Here is a 21484-nt window from a genome sequence, read left to right as displayed (position 1 = left end):
AGTGGTCGGTTCCCGCCATTGTGATCGCCGACGGAGAGGTGTGGCACCGGCAGCCCCGCGGCAGATGGGACCGGCTGCCGGGTTGGGAACCGTCCTTGCTCAGGTTGTGCTTTATCCCCCGGCCCGTGAGCGTTCTTTGATGCTCTCGGACCGTTTGGCGATGCGGGCGGAGGTTCCTGCACCCCTGGCGGACGCGGGCCGGGGTCAGCCGACCGGGCTCAGCGGGTCGTTCCCAGGGGTGGCGGAGATCAGCGGCAGTCTCACGGAGGAGACGACGTTGGGTGTGGGCAGTGATGATCAGCCAGGTCCAGCGGTCGGCTGCCTCGGGGGTGCGGAGCTTGGGGCGGGTCCAGCCCAGTGTCTGTTTGGCTATCCGGAAGGTGTGTTCCAGGTCGAAGCGGCGGAGGAACGCCTGCCAGCGGATGTCGGTGTCGTCGCCGGTCAGGCCGGTGGCCGAGGACCACAGCCAGAGCGGGAGGGGATCGTTCCCGCCGGGCAGCCGGTCGACCTGGAGGCGGATCTGGGTTCCTTCGATGACGGGGAGTTCGGTGGTGTGGTCGATCCAGGTGGAGCGGGTGGTCAGGCGCGGGTGGATGCGGTCCCAGGCCATCGTGCGGGCGGTGCCGTAGCGGTCGGTTACCTGCACGGTTGCCGCGTCCGCAGTGCCCCAGGTCTCCGGTGTGGCGAAGCGGAACTCCCCGCCGTGCTTCTCCAGCGCGGCTACGAACGAGTAGGGCCAGCCCGGCACGAACTGGTCCGAGGACCGGCCACCGCGGCCGTAGACGTGACAGAACAGACGGTCCGGACGCAGGATCAGCCGAAGGCCGTGTCCACGTCAGGCGAACACCCTACCGAGTGTCCGCGTAGAGAGATTGGTTCACTCCAAATCGCCCCAGTCCCACGAAAGGGCGGCACGCCCGTCAGGTTCGCGGCCAAGTCTGAACTGGGGTGCATTGCCTTGGAGCCTGATGAAATGATGGAAACTCCCTGTGGCGGGGAGCCGCTCGGCCAAGACCTTGGCCTGATCGTCGGCCCCAACCTTCCGCAGGCTGTCCACCAACTTGGTGACGGCGTTTGGGTCGTTGAGGGGTACGTGTGCGGCAGGGTTACGGGCTAATAACACAGTCACCTGGTCGACTGCCCCTGCCTCCCGGAATTTGTACAGCAACCCGGCTACCCCCTCTGGGTCGTCGAAGGGTACGTGGATGGCAGGGTTACGGGCCAGCAGTGCAGCCACCTGCTCCACGGCGCCGGCCTTCTGCAGGCGATTCAGCAATCCGGTCACTCCGCGCGGGTCGTCGAGGGATACGTGCGCGGCGTGGTCACGGGCCAGCAGTGCAGCCACCTGCTCCACGGCCCCGGCCTCTTGTAACTCGCCCAGCAGCGCAGCCACCGCCGCCGGGTCGTTGATAGTCACGTGTGCGGCAGGGTCACGGGCCAACAACGCGTTGGCTTGGTCGACGGCGCCAGCCCACCGCAACTCGTACAGCAGCCGGGACACCCCGTACGGGTCGTCGAAGGTCGCGTGTGCGGCGGGGTCACGAGCCAGCAGCGCAGCGATTTGCTCGTCCGCGCAGACCACTCGCAGGCCGCTCAGCAGCGCAGCCACCGCCGCCGGGTCGTTGATGGTCACGTGTGCGGCGGGGTCACGGGCCAGCAACGCGACGGCCTGCTCGACGCATTCGTTCTCCCGCAGATGCCATAGCAGCCCGGCCAGCTCATTTGAGTCGGTGATGTCTACGTGCGCTGCAAATCGTGTTGCCAGGGCGTCGGCCTGCTCGCCGCCCCCGGCCATCCGCAGAATCCGCAGCAGATTGTCCACCCAGTATGCGGAGCTGACGGCCACGTGTGCGGCGGGGTCACGGGACAGCAGCGCAGCCACCTGGGCAACGGCCCCGGCCTCCCGTAGCTGGTAAAGAAGATGGGCTACCGCGCCCGGGTCGTCGAGGGCCACCTGTGCGGCGGGGTCACGGGACAGCAGCGCAGCCACCTGGGCAACGGCCCCGGCCTCCCGTAGCTGGTAAAGAAGATGGGCTACCGCGCCCGGGTCGTCGAGGGCTACGTGTGCCGCGGGGTCACGGGCCAGCAGCGCAGCCACCTGATCGTCTGCATAGACCACCCGCAACTGTTGCAGCACATGGGCCACCTCCTTCGGGCGGTCGAGGGCCACATGCGCGGCGGCACGTTTGGCCAGGACCATGGCTTGCTCGACAGCCCCGGCCCGTCGCAGGTCGTCCAAAAGCCGGGTCACTTCGCCCGGGTCGTCCAGGGCCATGTGTGTGGCAGCGCGTGTGGCCAGGGTCGTGGCCTGCTCGATGGCCCCGTCCCGTCGCAGCCTGGCCAGCAACCCAAGCACCGTACCCGGGTCGTCGAGGGCCACATGCGCGGCGGCACGTTTGGCAAGGACCATGGCCTGCTCCACGGCCCCGTGCGTCAGGTAGTCGAACAGAAGGGATACCGCACCTGGGTGGTCGATGGCCGCGTGCGCGGCAGCCCAATGGGCAGGGCGGGGGTCGGTGGGATGCAGGTCTCGAAAGTGACTGACGAGGCTTTGCGGGGCGTTGGGATCACCGTGGGCAGTGGCGTTCTTGTGGAGCTGGGCAGCGTCGCGGTATAGGCCGCGACTCCAGGCGGCCTCACCAAGGATGCACAAGTCGGCGGGGCGGGCGCGTTGGGCGGCTGCAGTCCAGAAGTCAATGGGCGGAATGGTCTCGGCTCGGTGTTGGCGGCCGTGCTGGTCGAGGTAATCGGCCAGCAGGTAGTGCGGCCCCTGCGGACTGGGCGTGGGCTCACGGCGGGTGCGCTGGTTGCGGGGGCCGCTGTTGGTGACCAGAGTGAGGATGCCGGGGATGCCGTTGCAGGACGTGGTGACGTAGTCGAGGGCCCGGGTCAGCCAATTGCGGTCGAGAGTGCGGTATTCGTCGTCGTCGAGGTAGCCGGGGGCGGCATCGGCGAGCCAGGCCAGCGGGAGGTGAAGGCCAGCGCCCAGGCGACGGGCGTCCATCGCCGCGTGGATGAAGGCCAGGGTTGCTCGCCGGGCTGCGCCATAGCGGTCCATCAGGTACGGCACGCCGGCCAGGTACTGGGTGACCTGCGCACTCTTTGCGTCCTGCGCGGCCTGCGCAAGCCGGGGGTCGGTGGCATCGAGTGCGGCCAGGTCGGCCGGTGTGAAGGCATCCGGCACGTCTATCTTGTGCCCGCCGAGCAGTTCGCGGGCGCCGGCGTGCCGGTCGCGGGTGGTCAAGGTGTCCCAGTGCTGGGGCCACAGGGTGCCCAGGACCAGCACTGGGCCCCGGGACGGATCGTTCAGCAGCTCCCGCAGGCCCGCCGCGACCTGCTCACCGAGCGGGGTCGGGGTCAGGTAATGCTGGGCCTCGTTGAGCCACACCACGGTCTTCGGGGCGATGTCCGGCAGTGAAGCCAGAACCGCATCAGGCGCGGTGGGGCTCAGGGGATGCCACAGCCTCCAGCTGTCCGGCAACTCGCCGACGGCCTCCCACAAAGCGCGGGTCTTGCCCGTGGACGAACCCCCGACCAGGACCGCGATGCCGCTGTGCCCGGCTTTCGCCGCATCGACCACCGCCTTCACGTGCGCGTCGTGGTCCCGCGGGACGTAGGCGGGCAGGGCCCCGAACCGCTCGCGGGCGCCATCGGTGTCCAGCGCCGGGTGGACCCCTAGACCTCCGTCCAGAACGAGCCGAACATCGCCGCGAAGGTCGCTGATCGGGCGCCCCGCCCCCTGCGCCGTCCCCGCCTGCACCCACAGTTCGCGCACCCGCCCCGCCAGATCCGGTGCATCCCAGCGGGCCCGGCGGGCCAGCACCGTGGCCACGGCCACCACATCGGCCTGCTGGCCGGGCCGTTCGTTGTCGGTGATGAGGCGGTGGACCGTATCCGGACCTGGCGACCCGGGCAGGCCGTCGTCGTCGGCGATGTCCCTGACGATCTCGTCCAGGCTGGGGGCATCCGCTGCCAGATGCACCTCGTACAGCAGCTCCTTGAGCTTGCGCAGCGCGGGCGGCCATCCCACCCGCGCCCGTTTCAGCGGCCGCGGCCGCTTCGGGCCACTCGGGTCCAGTCGGCCGCCCCCCGTGTCGCCACTCATCGCACCATCGTCTCCCCTCCCGCCCCCCGACAGGACGCGAACAGCGCAAATGACCAAATTTGTTGAGGGCACATCGCAACTCGGAGCCGAGTCCTTCGGGGGCCTCGACGTGGACAGCAAGCCGGCCGGCTGCCCCACCTGCCCACCGCCCTTCCTGTGGAGGACTCCATGTCCCGCAAGCGTTTGACCGCCCCGAACGCCTCGCCCACCCTGGACGGTGTTGCGTTTCTTGTACTGCTCCTCGTCGAAGCCGGGTGGCCGCCCGCCGCGTAAGCCTTTGCGCAGGCGGGCGGCCTGGCTGCCGGTCTTCTCCGGGATCGCCGCGACGCTGTCGGGCTTCTTGCGAGGCCTGCCCGGCCCCGACTTCGGGACTCGGATCTTCTCCAGAACCGGTTGGAACTGGGTGCAGTCCGCTCGCTGACCCGGTGTGACGATCAGGGACAGCGGGCGGCAATGACCGTCCGCGCTCAGGTGGAGCTTGGTCGTGAAGCCGCCGCGCGAGCGGCCCAGGCCCTCACCTCCCGCACCACCTCCACCAGGCGGGCGTGCAGGCTCTGCCACGGAGTTTCGTCCTGATGTTCTGACCCTTCGGCCCCCTTTGAAGCGGGCGCCGGCGGCGGGTCGGTGCGGGCACCCGCCGCATGCTGATGCGCCCGCACGATGGTGGAGTCGACCGAGACAGCCCAGTCCTCGCCTACGGCATCCGCCGCGGCCTGGACCTGCTGGAGCAGACGCTCCCACGTCCCGTCGGCCAACCACAGGCGGTGCCGTTCGTAGACCGCCTTCCATGCCCCGAACCGTTCGGGCAGGTCACGCCCCTGCACGCCGGTCCGCACCCGGTGCAGAATCCCGTCGATCACCTGCCGGTGATCCCGCCAACGGCCACAACGCCTACTGCTGACCGGCAGGAACGGCCGCAGCCGTACCCACTCCGCATTCTCGGATAGCCCGGCCTTATGGCCATAGCAACGGTCTCGCCACGCGGCAGTCACACGGTCGACCACGCAAGCCCTAGCCGGACGGTCGGATCGCAGCGAACCGCGCACTCATGGCGGGACCAAGGTGATCAACAAGGCCGTATCCGGGCTGGTCCGGCCATGGCAGATTGAAGAGGAACGAAGTGCTGACCACCTGGCTCACTTCGGGGAGATCAAGTCGAAGCTGCTCTTCCAGGAACCGCAGCGTGACGCGCCAGGTCCCGTCTTCTCCAAGGAACGACGCGACGGTCTCCTGAACGACATCCCAGAAGAACACATGGGGCAGGACACTGCCCTCGTTGAAGACATGCGCGTCAAGTAGGTCCTGGAAGCCAGGCGCGACCGCGATCAAGTCCCGCACCAGCTGAACATCTCGTTCCACGGCACCCCCTCCCCAGGCCCTCACGATAGATCCACACCCGCGTCGGCCTGGAAAGCCGTCCTCGACCGCACCAGGGCGGCAGCACTCTACCCAAGCAGTACGCCAATCCCTCGTCCATGATCGACCGGCAATTCCTGGGTGGAGTCGCTCCTGTCTGCTCCATGCCCGCTGGGAGTTGATCGGTCCCACACTCGTCGCCTGGCGGGCTGAGCGCAGAGGCAAAGGCCTGGAGATCGGCCGCCCGCCCGAGCACGACCTGCGCCGCATCTGGACGCCATCCTCTACGTCGACCGCACCGGGATCCCCTGGCGCTACTTGCCCCACGACTTCGCGCCGTGGGAGACCGTCTACGGCTACTTCGCCGCCTGGCAGAAAGAGGGCATCTTCGACCAGCTCAACGGCGCGCTGCGACGCCTTGTGCGCGAGGCCGAAGGCCGCGACGCCGAGCCGAGCGCAGCGTACTGGACGCCCAGAGCGTCAAGACCTCCGCCAACGTTCCCTCATCCAGCCAAGGAATCGACGCGGGCAAGAAAATCGCAGGTCGCAAGCGTCAGATCGGCGTCGACACCCTCGGCCTGCTTCTGGCCGTCTGGGTGACCGCGGCGAGCGTCTCCGTCAACGCCGGCGGCATCCATCTGCTCTCCCAGATCTCTGCCGCGACCCCTCGCGTGACCAGGGCGTGGGCCGACACCGGCCATTGCACGAAGGCCATCGACCACGGGGCCCGCCTGGGAATCGACGTCGAAGTCGTCCAGCGCGACCCGGGAGTCAAAGGATTCAAGGTGATCCCTCGGCGTTGGGTTGTCGAGCGCACCTTCGGCTGGTTCATGCAACACCGTCGCGACTACGAGACCCACTCCCACCGCTCCGAGGCGGTCAGCAGCACGGTGGCCGAGACGCCCGCGACGGGCTGGCAGCCGAGCAGCAGATGCACGGCCCGCCGGTCGGTCCGCCACACCAGCCGGGGGATTCGGCCCAGGACGGCAGGGATCTGTCCGCACGTCCGCCGGAAAGACGCCTCGGCGAGCGGATTGACGAAGTGCTGACCCCTGTGGGTGATCTCCGTCGGCGGCGGGGGAGGAGGCGCCGGGCGCAGGGGTCTGCTGTGCGTTCGTAGCGGCAGAGGCCAACGTGGATTCCGTTGCAGTCGTTCAGCATGGGCCTGAGCTCAACGACTCGACCGGGATATCGAAAGCCCGTGGTGTGTTGGCCTGCACCGGCTCGCGCCCGACGCCCGAGCGGTGGAGTGAGAACAACTTCGTACGCCACGGACCTTCGCCGGACCTGACGGCGCGGGTGCTCGCCGCCCGTCCCCGAGCGGTCGATTGCTGCGGCTTCGCTCACGTGCCGCCCCCGACCGGCGCGCCATCGTGTGGTTGCCCTCTTGCGCACCGGACGTGAACCCGTAGAGGGCGTCTGGAGCGAGGTCATGCCCGCCGATGCGTTCGCGGCCCTGCCGTCACGCTGTGCCGTCTCTCCGCCGTGTCGGGTGCCGTGTGGACCGGCGAGGGATCAGCGTCGGCTGCACGAGTCGTCGCCGGTCCACGCCGCTGCGGGCGTTGATCAGAGCGATCAGCAGGTCGACCGCTTCGGTGCCCACCCGGTCGGGGCGGAGGCTGAGCGTGGTGACGGGCGGGGTCGTCATCGCGTACTCCGGATCTTCGCTGATGCACGCGACCAGCAGATCCCGCGGAACTCGAAGCCCGTGGCGCCGGGCGGCGGCGAGGATGTTGTGGCCGGAGTCGGAGTAGACACCGATGACGGCGTCCGGCCGTGGTTCGCCCTCGAGGAGCCGGCCGGCGGCGTCCTGTTCGGTAGCGAAGTAGTCGGGCAGCGAGGCGTACTCCTCGACGAGGACGGGCAGGTGGCGTTCGTCGCACCATGACCGGTACGCGTGTGCGATCAGGTGCGGGTACGTGTCGTCGTGAACGGGCAGGCAGAGCCCGATCCGCCGGGCGCCGGACTCCTCGAGGTGGTCGAGCAGGAGGCGCAGGCCCGCTTCGTAGTCGGTGTCGACCCACGTGTCGCACCAGTGCGGCTGGGGCGGCCGGCCGTCGTAGACCATGGGGATGCCCCGCTCGCGCAGGAGGGAACGCACCGGGTCATCGGCGCGCGGATCGACGTGGATGACGCCGTCCATCGGCGTGTTGAGCCACATCAGTGGTGACAGGGAACTCGGCATCACCGTGAGCAGATAGCCGCGCTCGTGCGCCACCGCCATGGCACTCAGCGTCAGCTGCGCGTAGTAGGGGATCTGGGTGTACGGGACGGGAAGGTCGCCGTACGTCGTCATGGTCAGGCCGAGCACTCCGGTGCCGCCGTGGGCCACGGCACGGGCCCCGCTGGCCTGGGAGTGCCCGAGTTCGCGTGCGGCGGCGAGTACGCGCTGCCTGGTCGCCTCGGACAGCCGTCCGGTGCCGTTGAGTGCGTTGGACACCGTGGCCGTGGACACCCCGGCCCGTGCGGCGACTGCGCCGAGTGTGGGACGCCGCCAGACAGGCGAGCTCGTCATCTGCACCCCAACGGCTTTGCGGCGGCTTGTGGTTACGACGTTGAGCACACACCGTACCGGGCGTCGGCGGCCGGTGCGTCCGCCGGGTGAGGAGTGATCAGATGTCAGACGTTCTCGACGGCCCCTCCGCGGGGTCCGCGGGTGGCCCGCTGCTGCGGCGGACGTTCCTGGCCGCGGCCGGGGCGGGCGCTCTCGCGGCGGCCGGTGCCGGTACGGCCGCCCGGGCCGCGACCGGCCGGCCCCCGGTGCGGGTGGCCACCGTCGTCCTGAACGGGCGGGTGTTCACCGGAATCACCGGCGGCGCGCGCGCAGGCGGTGGCCGTCGGCACCGACGGAAAGGTACTCGCGGTCGGCAGCAACGCGGACATACGCCGGCGCATCGGCCCCCGTACCGTCGTCATCGATGCCGACGGCGGTACGGTCATGCCGGGCATCCAGGACGGGCACATGCACCCGCTGGGGGCGGCCGCGCAGTCCCTGAACCCGTCCTTGGGCAACGCGAGCACGACGGTTGCGCAGTTCCGCGCGAGGATCCAGGAGATGCTTGGACGCCACGGCAGCGCAGGAACCGGACGGCTGGCTCCAGGTGACCGACTGGAACCCCGTCGGCCTGCTGCCCGCGGGCACCGTGGCGGACAAGTCGCTGCTCGACTCGTTGAACACCAGACGCCCGATCTACCTGCAGGGTTCCGACTTCCACAACAGCCTCGCCAACACCAGGGCGCTCGCCCTCGCGGGAGTGGACCGCACCACCCCCGACCCGCCGGGCGGGAAGATCGTCCGCGGCGCCGACGGGGAGCCGACCGGTCGGCTGACGGACGACGCCCAAGGGCTCGTCAGCCAGGTGACCCCTCCGCCGAGTCCGGACCTGGTCCTCGCCGCCCAGAAGAAGATGGCCGGCGCGCTCCTGGCCGCGGGCATCACGTCGATCCCCGAGCGGGGGTCGGGGCGCGGCCGGGTTCATACCAGTCACCCTGGTCGCGTCGGCGCCGGTAGTGGGCGTTGGCTCCGGGCGAGGCCTGGAGGGCTGGGAAGGCGGTGTTCGGCCTCGGTGTCTAAGGGCCGGGTGCGCCCGCTGCGTTCGGGCGGCTCGGAGCTGGGCGAGGGTGAGCCGGGCGGCCCTTGCCTGGGTCGAGGCAGGGTGAGGATCACTCGGCCCGGGCATCACATGATCGAACCACACGGATCACCTGAACGAGCCTCTGCGGCTCGATTGCCGGTCGATTGCCGGTTTCCTCACTCCGCCTTGCCGGTCACGATGTGCCACCTCCCTCAATGAGCGGCGTTTTGGCAGGTCAGCAGCTATAGGCAGACCGGTCCGACGGATCCAGAACGGCTCCAGCTTTTTCTGTGGGGCCGCTTCCTAGGCTCTGATCCCGAAAGCGGCCGACCGACGGGGCTTCGGGAGAAGCCCAGAAGAAATCGGCCCGACTCACACGCCGATCACATGCACAGGAGAGCCATGCGTATCCGCACCGTCCTGCCCGTCGCCCTTCTGGCCGTCTCCGGCCTCCTCGCCGGGGCGGGAACCACCTTCGCCGCCGGCACTGACGAAGAGTTCCCGGAGGGCGGCGGTTACCCGGCCTACCAGTGTTTCAAGACGGACCGCGCCGAGTACTGCAGTGACACGAATGTCGAGAATGATGCCGCAGGGGCCGCGTGGATCGGGACCTGTCCCATCGACGTCCAGAAGGGCCTCACCGACAAGCCGTACCTCCGCGACCTTCGCCCGGAGGGCGCCCTCAGCTGCTCTGGTGAAGATACCCCGGAGAGCAGCGGTTACCCGGCCTTCCAGTGCTTCAAGACCGCGGACCGCGTCGAGTACTGCAGTGACAAGAAGGTCAAGAACCATGACGCAGGGGCCGCGTGGATCGCGACCTGTCCGTCCAACGTCCTGAAGGGTCTCACCGGCAAGCCGTACCTCCGCGACCCCCGCCCGAAGGGCGCCTCCAGCTGCTGATGCACAAGACCACGAAGGGGCCGCATCCCGGTGCGGCCCCTTTCGCCATGCCCAACCGACGAACGCCGCCTGGGGCCGTACACCAGGGCCACGTCGTTCAGGTGTGGTGTCTTGGTCCATCCCGTGATGCCGAGGGTGATCAGTGGTCGGTCGGCGTCGCGGGTGTGGTGGCGGAGTCCGGCGGCGGTGTTCGGCCGAACGGTGAGTCTCGGAGAGCGCCGACGGCCAGGTTGCGCAGGGATGCCATGGCACATGGAGCAGTACGGGTGGGGCGCGCAGCATGCCACCGTTCCGTGAGCTTGGCGAGCCAGATGGCATCCAGCTTGTCGGTCTTCGGCCGGCCGGGACGTTCTTCGCTCGAGTTACCCGGTTCGCTGTCGGCGCGGGATCAGATACAGCGAGCGTGCGTACGCGCCGAAGAACCGGAGCGCGGACTGTCCGCGGCGGAGACTTGGGGCCGGTTGAATGCCGGCTGGTCAACTGCCTCAGTGAGTCACGCGTTTCCGGTTACCGGCAAGGAACTGCCGGTGCCGCTGCCTGTGTTCGCGCCGCCGGGTGTGTTTTCGCAGGTCAGGGGGCTGGTGGGTGGTCCAGAATCGGTCCAGCGTTCTGTTGCCCCCGCTTTTCTAGAGTCGAGGAGCGGAGACGCCGCAGCCGATGGATGCGGGCTCCGTGTCATGTGGAAGCCGATGCAGGAAGAGACGAGGAATCATGCGCAAGAGCCAGGGACGTCGGGTCGTGGGGGCGCGGGCGGTGGCGCTCACGGTGGCTGTGGGTGTGGCGGCGGCGACGGGTATCGCGAGTACGTCGTGGGCGTCAGCGGCGCAGCCGACGCACGCGGAGCAGGTGGCCAAGGCGGAGCAGAAGTGCTCGGGATACTCAGCGGCGGAGATCATCCTGGGGTTCATGGGTCAGGGGGTCGTGGCCAAGCAGTATCCGGACCTGGCCCTGGTGCAGGGGAAGGTTGTCGGTGCGACCCCCAGAGATGTGGAGGTCTTTCTGGCGCTGGCCTCGCTGCGGAAGGCGGGGTTCGCCGAGAAGTTCCGCGCGGATGTCACCTCGGGTGACCCGTTCCGAGTCCGTGACGCGCTGGAGCGGCTGGACGCCATGGGCGTGGCCGTCCACAAGGACGGCCTCGAGGGGCCCGTGGACTCGGGCAACGGCGACGATTCAACCGTGGTCTTGATCAACTTCAATGCGGACAAGAAAGCCACCGACGTGCCCGTGGACTCGGGCAAGGGCGACCGTTCAACCGTGATCTTGGTCTCCTTCAATGCGGACTTCGAGGTTGGCAAGAGCGGTCTGACGACCGAGAAGGCCGTATCGATCGTGACCAAGCTGCTGGCCGGCAAGTAGGTCTTCGAAAGGGCGGCTCCGCTGCGTGCGGCGGAGCCGCCTTGGGGGTGAAGAGACATGTCTCGCATAGCTTTCTTCGGCGGAGCCGTTCTGTGGGGAACGGTCGGTGTGACGTCGCTGCTGGTGGCCCTGCCGAGTTCGGCGGTCACTTCGCCGGGAGTCGTCGAATCGCGTCAGTACGTCAGCAAGGTGTGGCCCCAGGGCTGGTCGTTCTTCACGAAGAGCCCGCGGAGCCCGTCGAACGGTGCTTACAGGATTTCGTCCGACGGGCAGCCACGGAGCTTGCTCATCGGACCCAACGCCAGTCCGTCCAACGCGTTCGGGGCCAGCAGAAGAGCGCGGGCGCAGGGCCCGGAGCTGGCAACCCTGATGTATGCCACACCGGGGCGGGCCTGGAAGAAATGTAAGGGGAACACGGTCTCCGACTGCGGCGTCGGCGATTTCGGTAAGGCTCCGAAGATCCGCAACGATTCTCCGATCCCGACGCTGTGCGGGAAGACCGTGCTCACCCTTGAGGAACCGATTCCATGGGCCTGGCGGAAGCTGACAGAAGGCCAGCACCGGGTCACGAAGGCCGCGGAGGTGAACATCCAGTGCTGAGACTCAGGATCCCGGCGGTGCCCGAAGCCGCCGAACGGTTCGACCCGCGCACCAATGTGTACGGTCTGATGCGCACGCTGATGGCCGTGGGCATGTTCGCCACACTGTTCCTCACCCCGGCCGCGGCCCTGTTCCATCCTGTCATCGGCATGAAGGACGCCCCGTACTGCGACGGGCTGTCCGCGATCTCGGGATTCTGCGTCGGCGGGGACGCGCTGAGTCCGGACGCGCGCCGCTATCTGCTGGCAGCCGTTCTGATCCCCGTGATGATCGGTTGGCGGCCGAGGTTCTGGGTGATACCGCACTGGTGGGTCGCGTTCAGCATCGCCTCCTCGCTCAGTCTTCCCGAGGGCGGAGACATGGTGGGTCTGATTCTCACGCTGGCCATTGTTCCCTTCGGGCTGGTGGACGACAGAAGGTGGCACTGGAGCACCGAGGGCGGCTCGAAGCAACTCGGCGGTTCCGCCGCCGCCTTCTGCTACGTCACTCACTGGGCCATCCGGATCCAGGTGGCCGGCATCTATTTCCAGTCCTCCGTGGCGAAGTTCGGCGTGGCGGAGTGGGCCGACGGTACCGCTCTCGCCTACTGGCTCAACGATCCGTCCTTCGGGCTCCTGCCGTTCTGGCAGCCCGTGATGCAGCCCCTGCTGGAGAACGCGTACACGGTCGCCGCCCTCACCTGGGGAGTCCTCGTCATGGAACTCTCCCTGGCGTTCTCGCTCTTCTGGAAGGCCGAGGTGCGCCGCAGGACGCTCTGGCTGGGGATCGCTCTCCACGCGGGGATAGCGCTCTTCATGGGCCTCTTCAGCTTCGCGTTCATGATGTTCGGCGCCCTGGTCATCGCCTACCGGGTTCCGAGCACGAACATCGCCCTTCCCCGGTTCGCGGCGCTACGAGCGCGGCGCGCGGCCCGTGACGACGAGGCGGCCGACACATCACTGCGGGACACGACTCTCGTTCCTGGCTGAGGGACGCTTCGGCGGCCCGAACATGCCGTGGGGCACCGCCCCCTTACGTGCATCGCCCCCGGTCGGTCGTCTCTGGGCGGGGGCGCTCCATGCCGTGTGGAAACCGAATTCGACAAGATATGGGAACTCATCATGCGTAAGAGCCGAGGTCGTCTGGTTGTGGGGGCGCGCGCGGTGGCGCTCGCGGTGGCTGTGGGCGTGGTGGCGTCGACGGGTACGGCGGGTGTGTCGGGGGCGTCGGTGCAGTCGAAGAACGTGGATGAGCAGTGTGCGCGGTACACGGCGGCGGAGATCATCCTGGGGTTCATGGGCAAGGGGGTGGTGGCCGAGCAGTATCCGGATCTGGCGCTGGTGGCCGGGAAGGTCGTCGGTGCGACCCCCAGGGAGGTGGAGGTCTTTCTGGCGCTGGCCACGCTGAAGGAGTCGGGGTTCGCCGAAACGTTCCGCGCGGATGTCACGTCGGGTGACCCGTACCGGGTCCGTGACGGGCTGGAGCGGCTGGACACCATGGCCGCGACTCTCCGCAAGGAAGTCACTGAAACGGGCACCGGTTCCGGTGCGGTGTTCGGGACCGGCAAGAACACCGACGCCGGCGTGGGCGCGGGCACGATCAGTTTCGTGACGACCAACAAGGTCGCGGTCGTGAACGTGGCCGTTGTGGCGAATCTGGCCGTGGCCGTGACGAAGCTGCTGTTCAGGGCGGACTCCGAAGAAGGCGAGAGCGGTCTGACGACCGAAAAGGCCGTAGCGATCGTGACCAAGCTGCTGGCCGGCAAGTAAGTCCTCGAAAGGGCGGCTCCGTCGTGTGCGGCGGAGCCGCCTTGCCGCCCTCGTTCCGGGCAGAGGGGGGCTTCGTCCGCCCAACCGTCCGAATGGGGCAGCGGTCGTCTCGTGCACTGCCCCCGCCCGGCGGCTTCGGACGGGGACAGCGCTGCATTCCCTGCGCAAGGTGCCTGCATATAAAGGAAATTGACGTGATGTTGGCTCAATTCTGCCTGAGACCTTTCAGCCAGTGGTTGGCGGAGAAGGATCTCTCCACGCGACGCTCGCGCACGTACTGTCATCTTCCTGTGGCGGGAGGTTCCGCCTGGTGAGGCCGCCGCCGGTGCCGGGCGGCGGGGATGCGGGGAGAAGCAGGGGTGCATGGCTGAGCAGTTGGGGCCCTGGCTCCGTGGCCGTCGGGCGCAGCTGGGTTTGAGTCAGCCGCAGCTCGCCGAACTCGCCGGGGTCAGCACCCGCACCATCCGCGAGATCGAGCGAGGCCGGGCGCGGTCACCGCACAGCCCGTCGGTGCTCAGGCTCATGGAGGTCCTCGGACCGGACAGCGCGCCGGAACCCGTCGACGAACGGCAGCTCCGGCTCGACGTCCTAGGTCCCCTCCTGTTCCAGGTGGCGGGCCGGCCCGCCGAACCCGGCGCGGCGAAACAGAGCGCGCTGCTGGCCCTGCTCGGTCTGCACCCGGGCACCGCCGTGTCGCAGGACGAGATCGTCGACACTCTGTGGGACGGTCGGCCCCCGGCCAGCGCCCCCAACATGATCCACACCTACGTGGCCCGGCTGCGCCGGCTGCTCACCCCGGCTACACACTCGGAGGACCCGCCCGGCGGCCTACTGCGCCGGACCCGGACCGGCTACGTCATGGACCTGGACGAACAGGACTCGGACGCGGCGCGGTTCACCGCCCTGGCCTCGCGCGCCCTGCCCTCCCTCGCCGACGACGGGGGCGAGCCCACCGACCGGGCCGAGGCGTACGCGCAGGCCGAGGCGGCGCTGCGGCTGTGGCGCGGCCCCGTGCTCCAGGGCATGCCGCCGGGGTTGCGTGAGCACCCCTCCGCCGTGGGCCTGACCCGGCTGCGCCTGTCCCTGGTCCAGGCGTACGCGGACAGCGCACTCGCCGCGGGCACACAGGAGAACGCCGTCCACGAACTGCGCCGGACCGCCGACCTGGAGCCGCTGCACGAAGGGGTCCACGCCCGGCTGATGCTGGCACTCGCCGCCTCGGGCGAGCAGGCCGCCGCCCTGAGCCTGTACACGGCGTTGCGGGACCGGCTGGACGACCAGCTCGGCGTCCGCCCGGGTCCGGAGCTGACCGACGCCCATCGACGGGTCCTGCGCATGGACGTACCGCGCGCCGCCACCTCCCGGCCGTCGGCGGAGGCACCGGCACCGGCCCCCGCCGCCCCGCCGATCGCCCCCGCCCTGCTGCCCTACGACGCCGCGTTCTTCACCGGACGCGACGATCACCTGGCCCGGCTGGACGCCCTGCTGCCCGCCCCCGGGGAGAGACCCGCCGGTGGGAGCGCGGTCTGTGCCCTGACGGGTCCCGGAGGCGCGGGCAAGACCGCCCTCGCCGTGCACTGGGCGCACCGGGTGCGTGACCGCTTCCCCGACGGTCAGCTCTTCGTGGACCTGCGCGGCCACTCACCGGAGGGCCCGGTGCGCCCCGTGGAGGCGCTGACCCGGTTCCTGCTGGCGTTGGGGGTGGCCGCGGAAGTCATTCCGGGGACGCCGGAGACCGCCGCCGACCTGTACCGGACCCTGGCCGCCGAGCGGCGGATGCTGGTCGTCCTGGACAACGCAGCGGACGCGGAGCAGGTCCGGCCGCTGCTGCCCGGAGGGCCCGGCTGTCTGGTGCTGGTCACCAGCCGCGACCGGCTGGCCGGACTCGCCGCCCGCGACGGCGCCCGGCGGATCGGGGTGGACGTGCTCAGCCCCGCCGAATCCCGGCTCCTGCTGCATCGAACCCTCGGCGCGGCGCGAGTCGACGCCGACCCGAGGGCGGCGGCCGAACTGGCCCACGCCTGCGGGCACCTTCCCCTGGCGCTGCGGATCGCCGCCGCCAACCTCGACCACACCCCCTGGCGCACACTGGAGGAACAGGCCGCCGAACTGCGCGACGGCGACCGGCTGACCGCCCTGTCCGTCACCGGCGACGAGACCACCGCCGTACGCGGTGCCTTCGACCTCTCGTACCACGCCCTCGACGCTCCGGCCCGGCGGATGTTCCGTCTGCTGGCCCTGGTGCCCGGCCCGGAGACCGGTCTCGGCGCCGCCGCGGTCGTCGCGGGCCTCGCCCCCGCGGAGGCCGCCGCACTCCTGGAACGACTCACCGCCGCCCATCTGCTGCGGGAACACCGGGTCGGCCGGTACCGCCGCCACGACCTGGTCGCGCTGTACGCGGCCGAGCGACTGCGCCTGGAGGAGACCGCCGAGGACCGCCACGCGGCCTCCGACGCCCTGTACACCTGGCTGCTGAACGCCACGGGCCACTGCGCCCAACTGCTGTACCCCGGCCAGGCCCCCCTGCCCCCCACCGGCACCAGCGGCCCGGACGCCGGCACTCACGGCGACGGCGGCGCCTGCCGCGCCATCGCCGTGCCCCCGCCTCGTATCCCCGACGCCGCCGCGGCGATCCGCTGGCTGGACGACGAACTGCCCAACCTCGCCGCGGCCGTCCAGCAGGCCGCCGCCGAGTGCCACCCTGCCTCCTGGCGGCTCGCGTACACCCTTGTCGGCCACTCCTGGACCCGAAAGAACGCCGTGGACTGGGCGGCCCTCGGCCGGGCCGCCCTGGACGCCGCCCGTGCCGCCGACGAGCCCGTGGCCCAGGCCGCCATGCACAACCTGCTCGGCGCCGCGCACCTTCACCAGAGCCTCCCCTATGCGGCGATCCCTCACTTCGAGCAGACGCTCGAGCTCGCCGAGGCAGGCGGCTGGTTGGAGGGTACGGCTGTGGCGCTCACCAACCTCGCCAGTGTGAACTGGCTCGTCGGCCGGCTGACACGCGGCGCGGAGTACCTGGAACGGGCCACGGAGGTCGACCGGCGCAACGGCATGCCGGACGGTCACCCGGTCGTCCTGCTCACGCTCGGGATCACGCTGCGCGACCTGGGCCGCCTGACCGATTCACTGGACCGTCTGCGGCGGGCCGAGCGTGCTCCGCGCAACCTCGATTCCCAGCACAACCGGATCCTGACCCACGCGAACCTGGGACGCACCCTGTACCTCCTCGGGGATTCCGCGCGGGCGGCGCACCACCTGACGACCGCCCTGACGATGGTCCGGGAGAGCGGCGAACAAGGCAGCGAGGCGTACGTGCTGCGGTTCCAGTCCTCCGTCCACCGCGACGCCGGTGATCTCACCACCGCCCTGGACATGGCGACGACCGCCACCCGTCTCTTCGACCAGGACGGCGAGGAGTACTACCGCGCGGACGCCCGCATCGCCCTCGGCAGCGTCCTGCTCGCCCTCGGCCGCCCCGGCGAGGCGGATTTCGTCTACCGGGAAGCGCTCAAGCTGGCCGAGGAACGCGGCGCGGACGAACTGCGGGCACGTGCCCTGCTCGGCCTGGCCGCCGTGACCGATCCTCCCGACCGGGAGCAGATCTCCCGGGCGCTGGACATCGCCCGGGGCACGGATCACCTGATGGTGCAGGGCGAGGTCCTCACCGCCCTGGCCCGTGCCGAACTGCTGCACGGCGAGGCGGCCACCGCCGCCGCCCGCGCCCGCGAGGCCCTCGCTGTGCACCGCGGCACCGGCTGGCGCAGGTCCCTGGCCGAGGCCCTCGACATCCTCGGCCGCGCCGTCGCCACGACCGGCGAGGAGGACCCGGCCCCGTATCGGAGGGAGGCCCAGGACATCTTCCGCGCCCTGGGCATGACATCTCATCAGGGGCCGGAGTCCCCCCGAACAGTTCTGGATTCGGCCTCGTCAACCTCGCCGGTTCGGTGATCGGCCCGGGGGCCCTCAAGGTGACTCCGGTCTCAGGGGACGGACCCGCCCGGCGCCGCCCTGCAGAACGATCTCGACCGGATCGTTCGAGCCGTCAGCGGTCAGGAGCGCCATGGCAACATGAGACCTCCACGGATTTCGACCGGACCGACAACAAGGTGGAGCAGGTTCACTGGGAGAACGTCCCTCCGGGGATTGTCGACATCATCGTGCGCCCACCGGATCACCCGCTTCCGCAGTCGTACGCCTGCGTCTGGCGGATCTCCTGACCCGGTGGCTGCTTGACCGCGTACAGAAAAACATCGATGCCGACAGAGACACCAGGAAGAAGAACGGGACGGACTACCGGAAGATCTACCGGAACAAACCAAGAGCGCGGGACAGAGCCTCACACCCTCAGTGCGACGCCACCGACACCGCCGAGGATGAGGCATTCGGCGCCGACGGGCCTGTTGGTGGGCGGGACGACGGCGGAGTCGACCGACCCGGTCCAGCCGATGTCATCGACGGCATCGGCTGGGCGAGGACGCGGCGAAGATCTTCTCCCGCGTGCCGTCGACGGCCCACCGGATGAGCGGATGGTGAGCGGTCCGGAACGAGCCGAGCTCGTCCGGGAGGTCCCGCCGGGGCGAGTCGGTGCGGTTCTCCCACGCGATGGCTTCGAGCGTGCGGCGGTGATCGGCCCAGGCCGCCGGCGAACCGGATCGGCCGGCATCGGCGGCGTGATCCGGGCCCCCATCGCATCAGGGATCACTGATCGGACAGACCTGCCCGATCAGCCGACGAGCCCACCCACGACACACGCTCCAGCTCCGACCTGTTGGCCGCCCCCAGTTTCCGGCCTGCCTGCTCGATCAGTCCGATCACGTCGAGCGGGGTCAGGAGCAGGGCCTGGGCGATCTGACGGTCACTGTGACCTGCGCGGACCATCTCGACCAGCCGGTGTTCGGTCAGGGAGAGACTCGGGGGCGCCGGCGGTGCCGGTTTCGGGCGCACTCCCGCCGCGGTGAGCGCTCCGCGTACTCGGCAGGCCAGCAGGAGGCTGCCGCAGGCGTCCGCGAGGTGGAGCGCCCGGGTGAGGGCCCGGCGGGCCTGGTCGGCCTCGCCGGTGCGCATGAGGGCGGTACCCAGCTCGTAGTAGGCGCGGGCCAGTTCCAGTCTGGCAGGAGACCGCTTCAGCAGGGCCACGGCCTCGCGCAGGAGCACCTGTCCTCTGGGGCCGCCGAGGATCACGCCCAGGCAGCGTGAAGCCACCCCGATCGCTCGCTCGGTGCCCCACTGGTGGGCCAGTTCCAGTTCCTCGGTGGCCAGCTGGAGAGCGTCCGTCCGCTGTCCGAGCGTGAAGTGCAGCAAGGCCGCCTGCGACCGCCAGGGCGCCAGGGCCAGGGCCGTGACCTGTGCGCGGTTCTCCTGCGCGCCGTACTCGTGCAGGACGGCGAGGGCGGCGGCCGGGTTGCCCCGCGCCGCGTGCAGACGACTGCGTGCGAGGAACGCCGGGCCTTGCCAGGTCCAGCCCACCCGGTCGAATTCGGCGTCCGCGGTGAGCGCTGCCGTCGCCGAGGTCAGGTCGCACCGCTCGATCAGTGATTCGCCCACGTGGGTCATCAGCGCCAGCCTGATCCGGGGCTCCAGGCCCTGGTCGGCCGTCGTGACGGGGTGTCCGAAGTCAGCGGTGAGCGGGAGCTGCCTGCCGCGGCGGGACTGCACGAGCAGCTGCCAGGTCATCGCGGACGAGACGAGCAGGAAGGAGCCCCATCGGCCGCCCGTGTCGGCGATGCGGTCGAATCGCGCGGCCGCGTCGTCGAGACGGTCGGTGGCCACGAAGGCCAGCCCGGCGAGGGTCACGAGCATCTGGGATGCGTCCGCTGCGACCAGGCCGCCTCGCAGGGCCCGGTCGAGGAGGTCGTTGGTGACCTGGGCGCTGGCCTCCCCGGTGGTGGCCGAGGCGGACAGCGCGGCCAGGACCATGCACTCACCAGGGGTGTCACCGGCCAGCTTGTGGTCCCACAGTCGTCGCGCGTGCCGCCGGGCCGTGGTGAGGGTGGACAGTTGGTCATAGCCGATCAACAGCATCTGCGCCTGCAGGAACCACGACACCTCCCGGGCAAGGCCGGTACCGTCGTCGCTCCGCCGCAGGTCCTCCACCGCACGGGCGAGGACGTCGACGGCGCGCTCGTGCTCATGGCTGAGGAACAGCGCGCTGCCGAGCATGGCGGCCGCCTCGGCCAGCGCATACGGGTCGGTCAACGTCGCCGAGGCCTGCGTCAGATGGTGCCTGGCCGCGCCCACATCGATCTGCATCTCGTCCTTGCCCAACTCCAGCAGCAACGGACCACGCTCTTCGGCAGACACCGGCTCGCGCAGAGCCCGGCGCAGATAGGCCACGGTGATCTCCGGGGCCCCGCGGCCACGAGTCGACCGCGCCGCCTGTCTCAGGGCGTCCACCCACCAGCTCTCACCGCCCGGCTCGGCCAGCAGCAGGTGTGCTGCCACCAGATCATCGGCTGCGCCGTCGTGTCGCAGCAGTTCGGCTGCCCGCGCGTGACCGGCGGCCAGTTCCACCGGCCCCAGGACGGCTTCGGCGACAGCGGCGCGGACCAGGGCATGACCGAACCGTGCCGGCTCACCGGACGCCAGCACACCGATCCGCCGCAGCCGGCCGCCGAGCTCCCGTGCCGTCGACTCGCCCAGTCCTGCCAGCTCGGCCGTGATCCTCCAGGGAGCCCCGTCCCCCAGCACCACCAGGGCCCGCGCCAGACGGAGAACCGGCTCCGGCTCCTCGACCAGCCGCTTGGCCACGGTGCCGGCCAGGATCCGGCCGCGGAACTCCTCCACCAGATGGGCCTGCTCGTCGGAGGCGCTGACCTGGCTGTCGGCCAGGGTCCGCAGCAATGCGCGCAGCAGCAACGGGTTACCCTCGGTAGCCGCGGTGCATGCGGCGACGAACCGCGGTTCGCCGGGCCCCAGGCTCACCCGCACCAGGCGGGTCACGCTGTCGACGTCCAGCCCGGGCAGGCCGACCAGCCGACAGTACGGCTGTCCGGCGATCCGCTCCAGCAGCGGCTCGACCCCGGCCCCGCTGTCCGGCCGCCCCGCCAGCACCAGCAGCAAGGGCAGGCCCCGCACACGCCGGGCCAGGTACTCCAACCACCGTACCGACGGGACATCCGCCCAGTGCACGTCATCAACCACCAAGGCGACCGGTTCCTCGTCGGTGACATGCACCATCAGCCAGTACAGACTGTGCAACAGGCTCAGCGACACCTCGGGCGACAACTCACCGGTCCCCTCCACACGCAGAGCGTGCGACGCCAACTGCGCCGGACCCGACAACAGCCGCGCCCGCCCCGCGTCACCGGCTCGGGCCAGCAACGGCTCGACCAGCTGCCGCAGCACCGCGAAGGCGAAGCCCTGCTCCAGCTCCGCCCCGCTCGCGGACACCACCTGGATCTCCCGCGGGTCCTGGAGGGCCGCCCACGCATGCAGCAGCGCGGTCTTCCCCATCCCCGCGTCCGCCCGGACCAGCACCACGCCGCCCCGGCCCGCCCGGGCCTCACCGGCCGCACGCTCCAGCATCATCAGCTGGTCCTGACGATCGAGCAGGCCGGACTCCGCCGCGTCGTCGTCGACGGGAGGGCTCACCTGCTGGCCGCCCCGGCCCGCCGCGTGCAACGCGGCGGCCTCGGCGTCATTCAGCCCCAGCGCCGACACCAGCATCTGCACCGTGCGGCGTTGCGGCCGCGCCCGCCTGCCCCGCTCCAGATCCCGGATGGACCGGGCCGCCAACCCGGCAGCCTCGGCCAGCTCCTCCTGTGTCAGCTTCGATGCCTGGCGCAAATCCAACAGCATCGCGCCGAACGTCGCCAACTCGCCCCCCACAAACACACCGCCCC

General features: G+C 70.0%; 12 protein-coding genes and 5 pseudogenes. 8 read left to right on the top strand and 9 right to left on the bottom strand.

Annotation, left to right across the window (positions count from 1 at the left end):
- Positions 1 to 160: 160 nt before the first annotated feature.
- The 4 genes and pseudogenes from AQJ58_RS25795 to AQJ58_RS25780 all read right to left on the bottom strand — a co-directional run.
- Positions 161 to 802: pseudogene (locus AQJ58_RS25795) on the bottom strand (hypothetical protein); the annotation flags it as partial.
- 75 nt (positions 803 to 877) lie between these two features.
- On the bottom strand, positions 878 to 4105 hold the full coding sequence (locus AQJ58_RS25790) for a hypothetical protein (RefSeq protein ID WP_159056334.1): 3228 nt from the start codon (positions 4103 to 4105) through the stop codon (positions 878 to 880).
- Positions 4106 to 4572: 467 nt separating this feature from the next.
- Positions 4573 to 5097, bottom strand: a complete 525-nt coding sequence (locus AQJ58_RS45480; RefSeq protein ID WP_079079233.1) for an IS5 family transposase — start codon at positions 5095 to 5097, stop codon at positions 4573 to 4575.
- Positions 5098 to 5116: 19 nt separating this feature from the next.
- The gene (locus tag AQJ58_RS25780) at positions 5117 to 5464 is read right to left on the bottom strand and encodes a hypothetical protein (protein ID WP_067254042.1); all 348 of its coding nucleotides are present in this window, start codon (positions 5462 to 5464) and stop codon (positions 5117 to 5119) included.
- A gap of 130 nt (positions 5465 to 5594) precedes the next feature.
- On the opposite strand from AQJ58_RS25780, the pseudogene AQJ58_RS41495 reads away from it, so the two are divergent.
- Positions 5595 to 6342: pseudogene (locus AQJ58_RS41495) on the top strand (IS5 family transposase); the annotation flags it as partial.
- Between the two features lie 581 nt (positions 6343 to 6923).
- Here AQJ58_RS41495 and AQJ58_RS25775 read toward each other — a convergent pair.
- Both AQJ58_RS25775 and AQJ58_RS43950 read right to left on the bottom strand, forming a co-directional pair.
- A complete protein-coding gene (locus AQJ58_RS25775) occupies positions 6924 to 7976 on the bottom strand; it encodes a LacI family DNA-binding transcriptional regulator (RefSeq protein ID WP_067254040.1) in 1053 nt (350 codons plus the stop codon).
- 291 nt (positions 7977 to 8267) lie between these two features.
- Positions 8268 to 8639, bottom strand: coding sequence for a hypothetical protein (locus tag AQJ58_RS43950; RefSeq protein WP_199844686.1), 372 nt, complete (start codon positions 8637 to 8639; stop codon positions 8268 to 8270).
- Between AQJ58_RS43950 and AQJ58_RS44810 the strand changes: the two are divergent.
- Positions 8563 to 8856, top strand: a pseudogene (locus AQJ58_RS44810) (amidohydrolase family protein); the annotation flags it as partial. The gene AQJ58_RS43950 and the pseudogene AQJ58_RS44810 sit on opposite strands and share 77 nt — an antisense overlap.
- Before the next feature lie 107 nt (positions 8857 to 8963).
- Here AQJ58_RS44810 and AQJ58_RS46010 read toward each other — a convergent pair.
- A pseudogene (locus AQJ58_RS46010) lies at positions 8964 to 9114 on the bottom strand (IS110 family transposase); the annotation flags it as partial.
- Between the two features lie 324 nt (positions 9115 to 9438).
- Here AQJ58_RS46010 and AQJ58_RS25760 point away from each other — a divergent pair.
- The 6 genes from AQJ58_RS25760 to AQJ58_RS25735 all read left to right on the top strand — a co-directional run bounded on the left by AQJ58_RS25760 (position 9439) and on the right by AQJ58_RS25735 (position 17591).
- The gene (locus AQJ58_RS25760; RefSeq protein ID WP_234360295.1) at positions 9439 to 9936 is read left to right on the top strand and encodes a hypothetical protein; all 498 of its coding nucleotides are present in this window, start codon (positions 9439 to 9441) and stop codon (positions 9934 to 9936) included.
- 711 nt (positions 9937 to 10647) lie between these two features.
- Positions 10648 to 11292 (top strand): sporulation delaying protein family toxin, encoded by a 645-nt coding sequence (locus AQJ58_RS25755; protein WP_067254034.1) that lies wholly within the window; start codon positions 10648 to 10650, stop codon positions 11290 to 11292.
- Positions 11293 to 11400: 108 nt separating this feature from the next.
- Positions 11401 to 11892 carry an SdpA family antimicrobial peptide system protein gene (locus AQJ58_RS41485; RefSeq protein WP_159056333.1) on the top strand — a complete coding sequence of 164 codons (492 nt, stop codon included), beginning with the start codon at positions 11401 to 11403 and terminating at the stop codon, positions 11890 to 11892.
- Positions 11886 to 12860 (top strand): sporulation-delaying protein SdpB family protein, encoded by a 975-nt coding sequence (locus tag AQJ58_RS25745; RefSeq protein ID WP_234360294.1) that lies wholly within the window; start codon positions 11886 to 11888, stop codon positions 12858 to 12860. Before AQJ58_RS41485 ends, AQJ58_RS25745 begins: the two co-directional genes overlap by 7 nt.
- Before the next feature lie 96 nt (positions 12861 to 12956).
- A complete protein-coding gene (locus AQJ58_RS45475) occupies positions 12957 to 13640 on the top strand; it encodes a sporulation delaying protein family toxin (RefSeq protein ID WP_159056332.1) in 684 nt (227 codons plus the stop codon).
- Positions 13641 to 14003: 363 nt separating this feature from the next.
- A complete protein-coding gene (locus AQJ58_RS25735) occupies positions 14004 to 17591 on the top strand; it encodes a BTAD domain-containing putative transcriptional regulator (protein ID WP_067254025.1) in 3588 nt (1195 codons plus the stop codon).
- A gap of 436 nt (positions 17592 to 18027) precedes the next feature.
- On the opposite strand, the pseudogene AQJ58_RS44805 reads toward AQJ58_RS25735, so the two are convergent.
- Both AQJ58_RS44805 and AQJ58_RS25730 read right to left on the bottom strand, forming a co-directional pair.
- Positions 18028 to 18330 (bottom strand): annotated as a pseudogene (locus AQJ58_RS44805) (transposase); the annotation flags it as partial.
- A gap of 11 nt (positions 18331 to 18341) precedes the next feature.
- The gene (locus tag AQJ58_RS25730) at positions 18342 to 21440 is read right to left on the bottom strand and encodes an ATP-binding protein (RefSeq protein WP_159056331.1); all 3099 of its coding nucleotides are present in this window, start codon (positions 21438 to 21440) and stop codon (positions 18342 to 18344) included.
- Between the last annotated feature and the right edge of the window lie 44 nt (positions 21441 to 21484).

The sequence above is a fragment of the Streptomyces sp. DSM 15324 genome, from assembly GCF_001514285.1.
GTDB lineage: Bacteria > Actinomycetota > Actinomycetes > Streptomycetales > Streptomycetaceae > Streptomyces.
The sequence above is the reverse complement of the archived record's forward strand: the minus strand, read 5'-3'. Positions and strand labels throughout refer to the sequence as shown.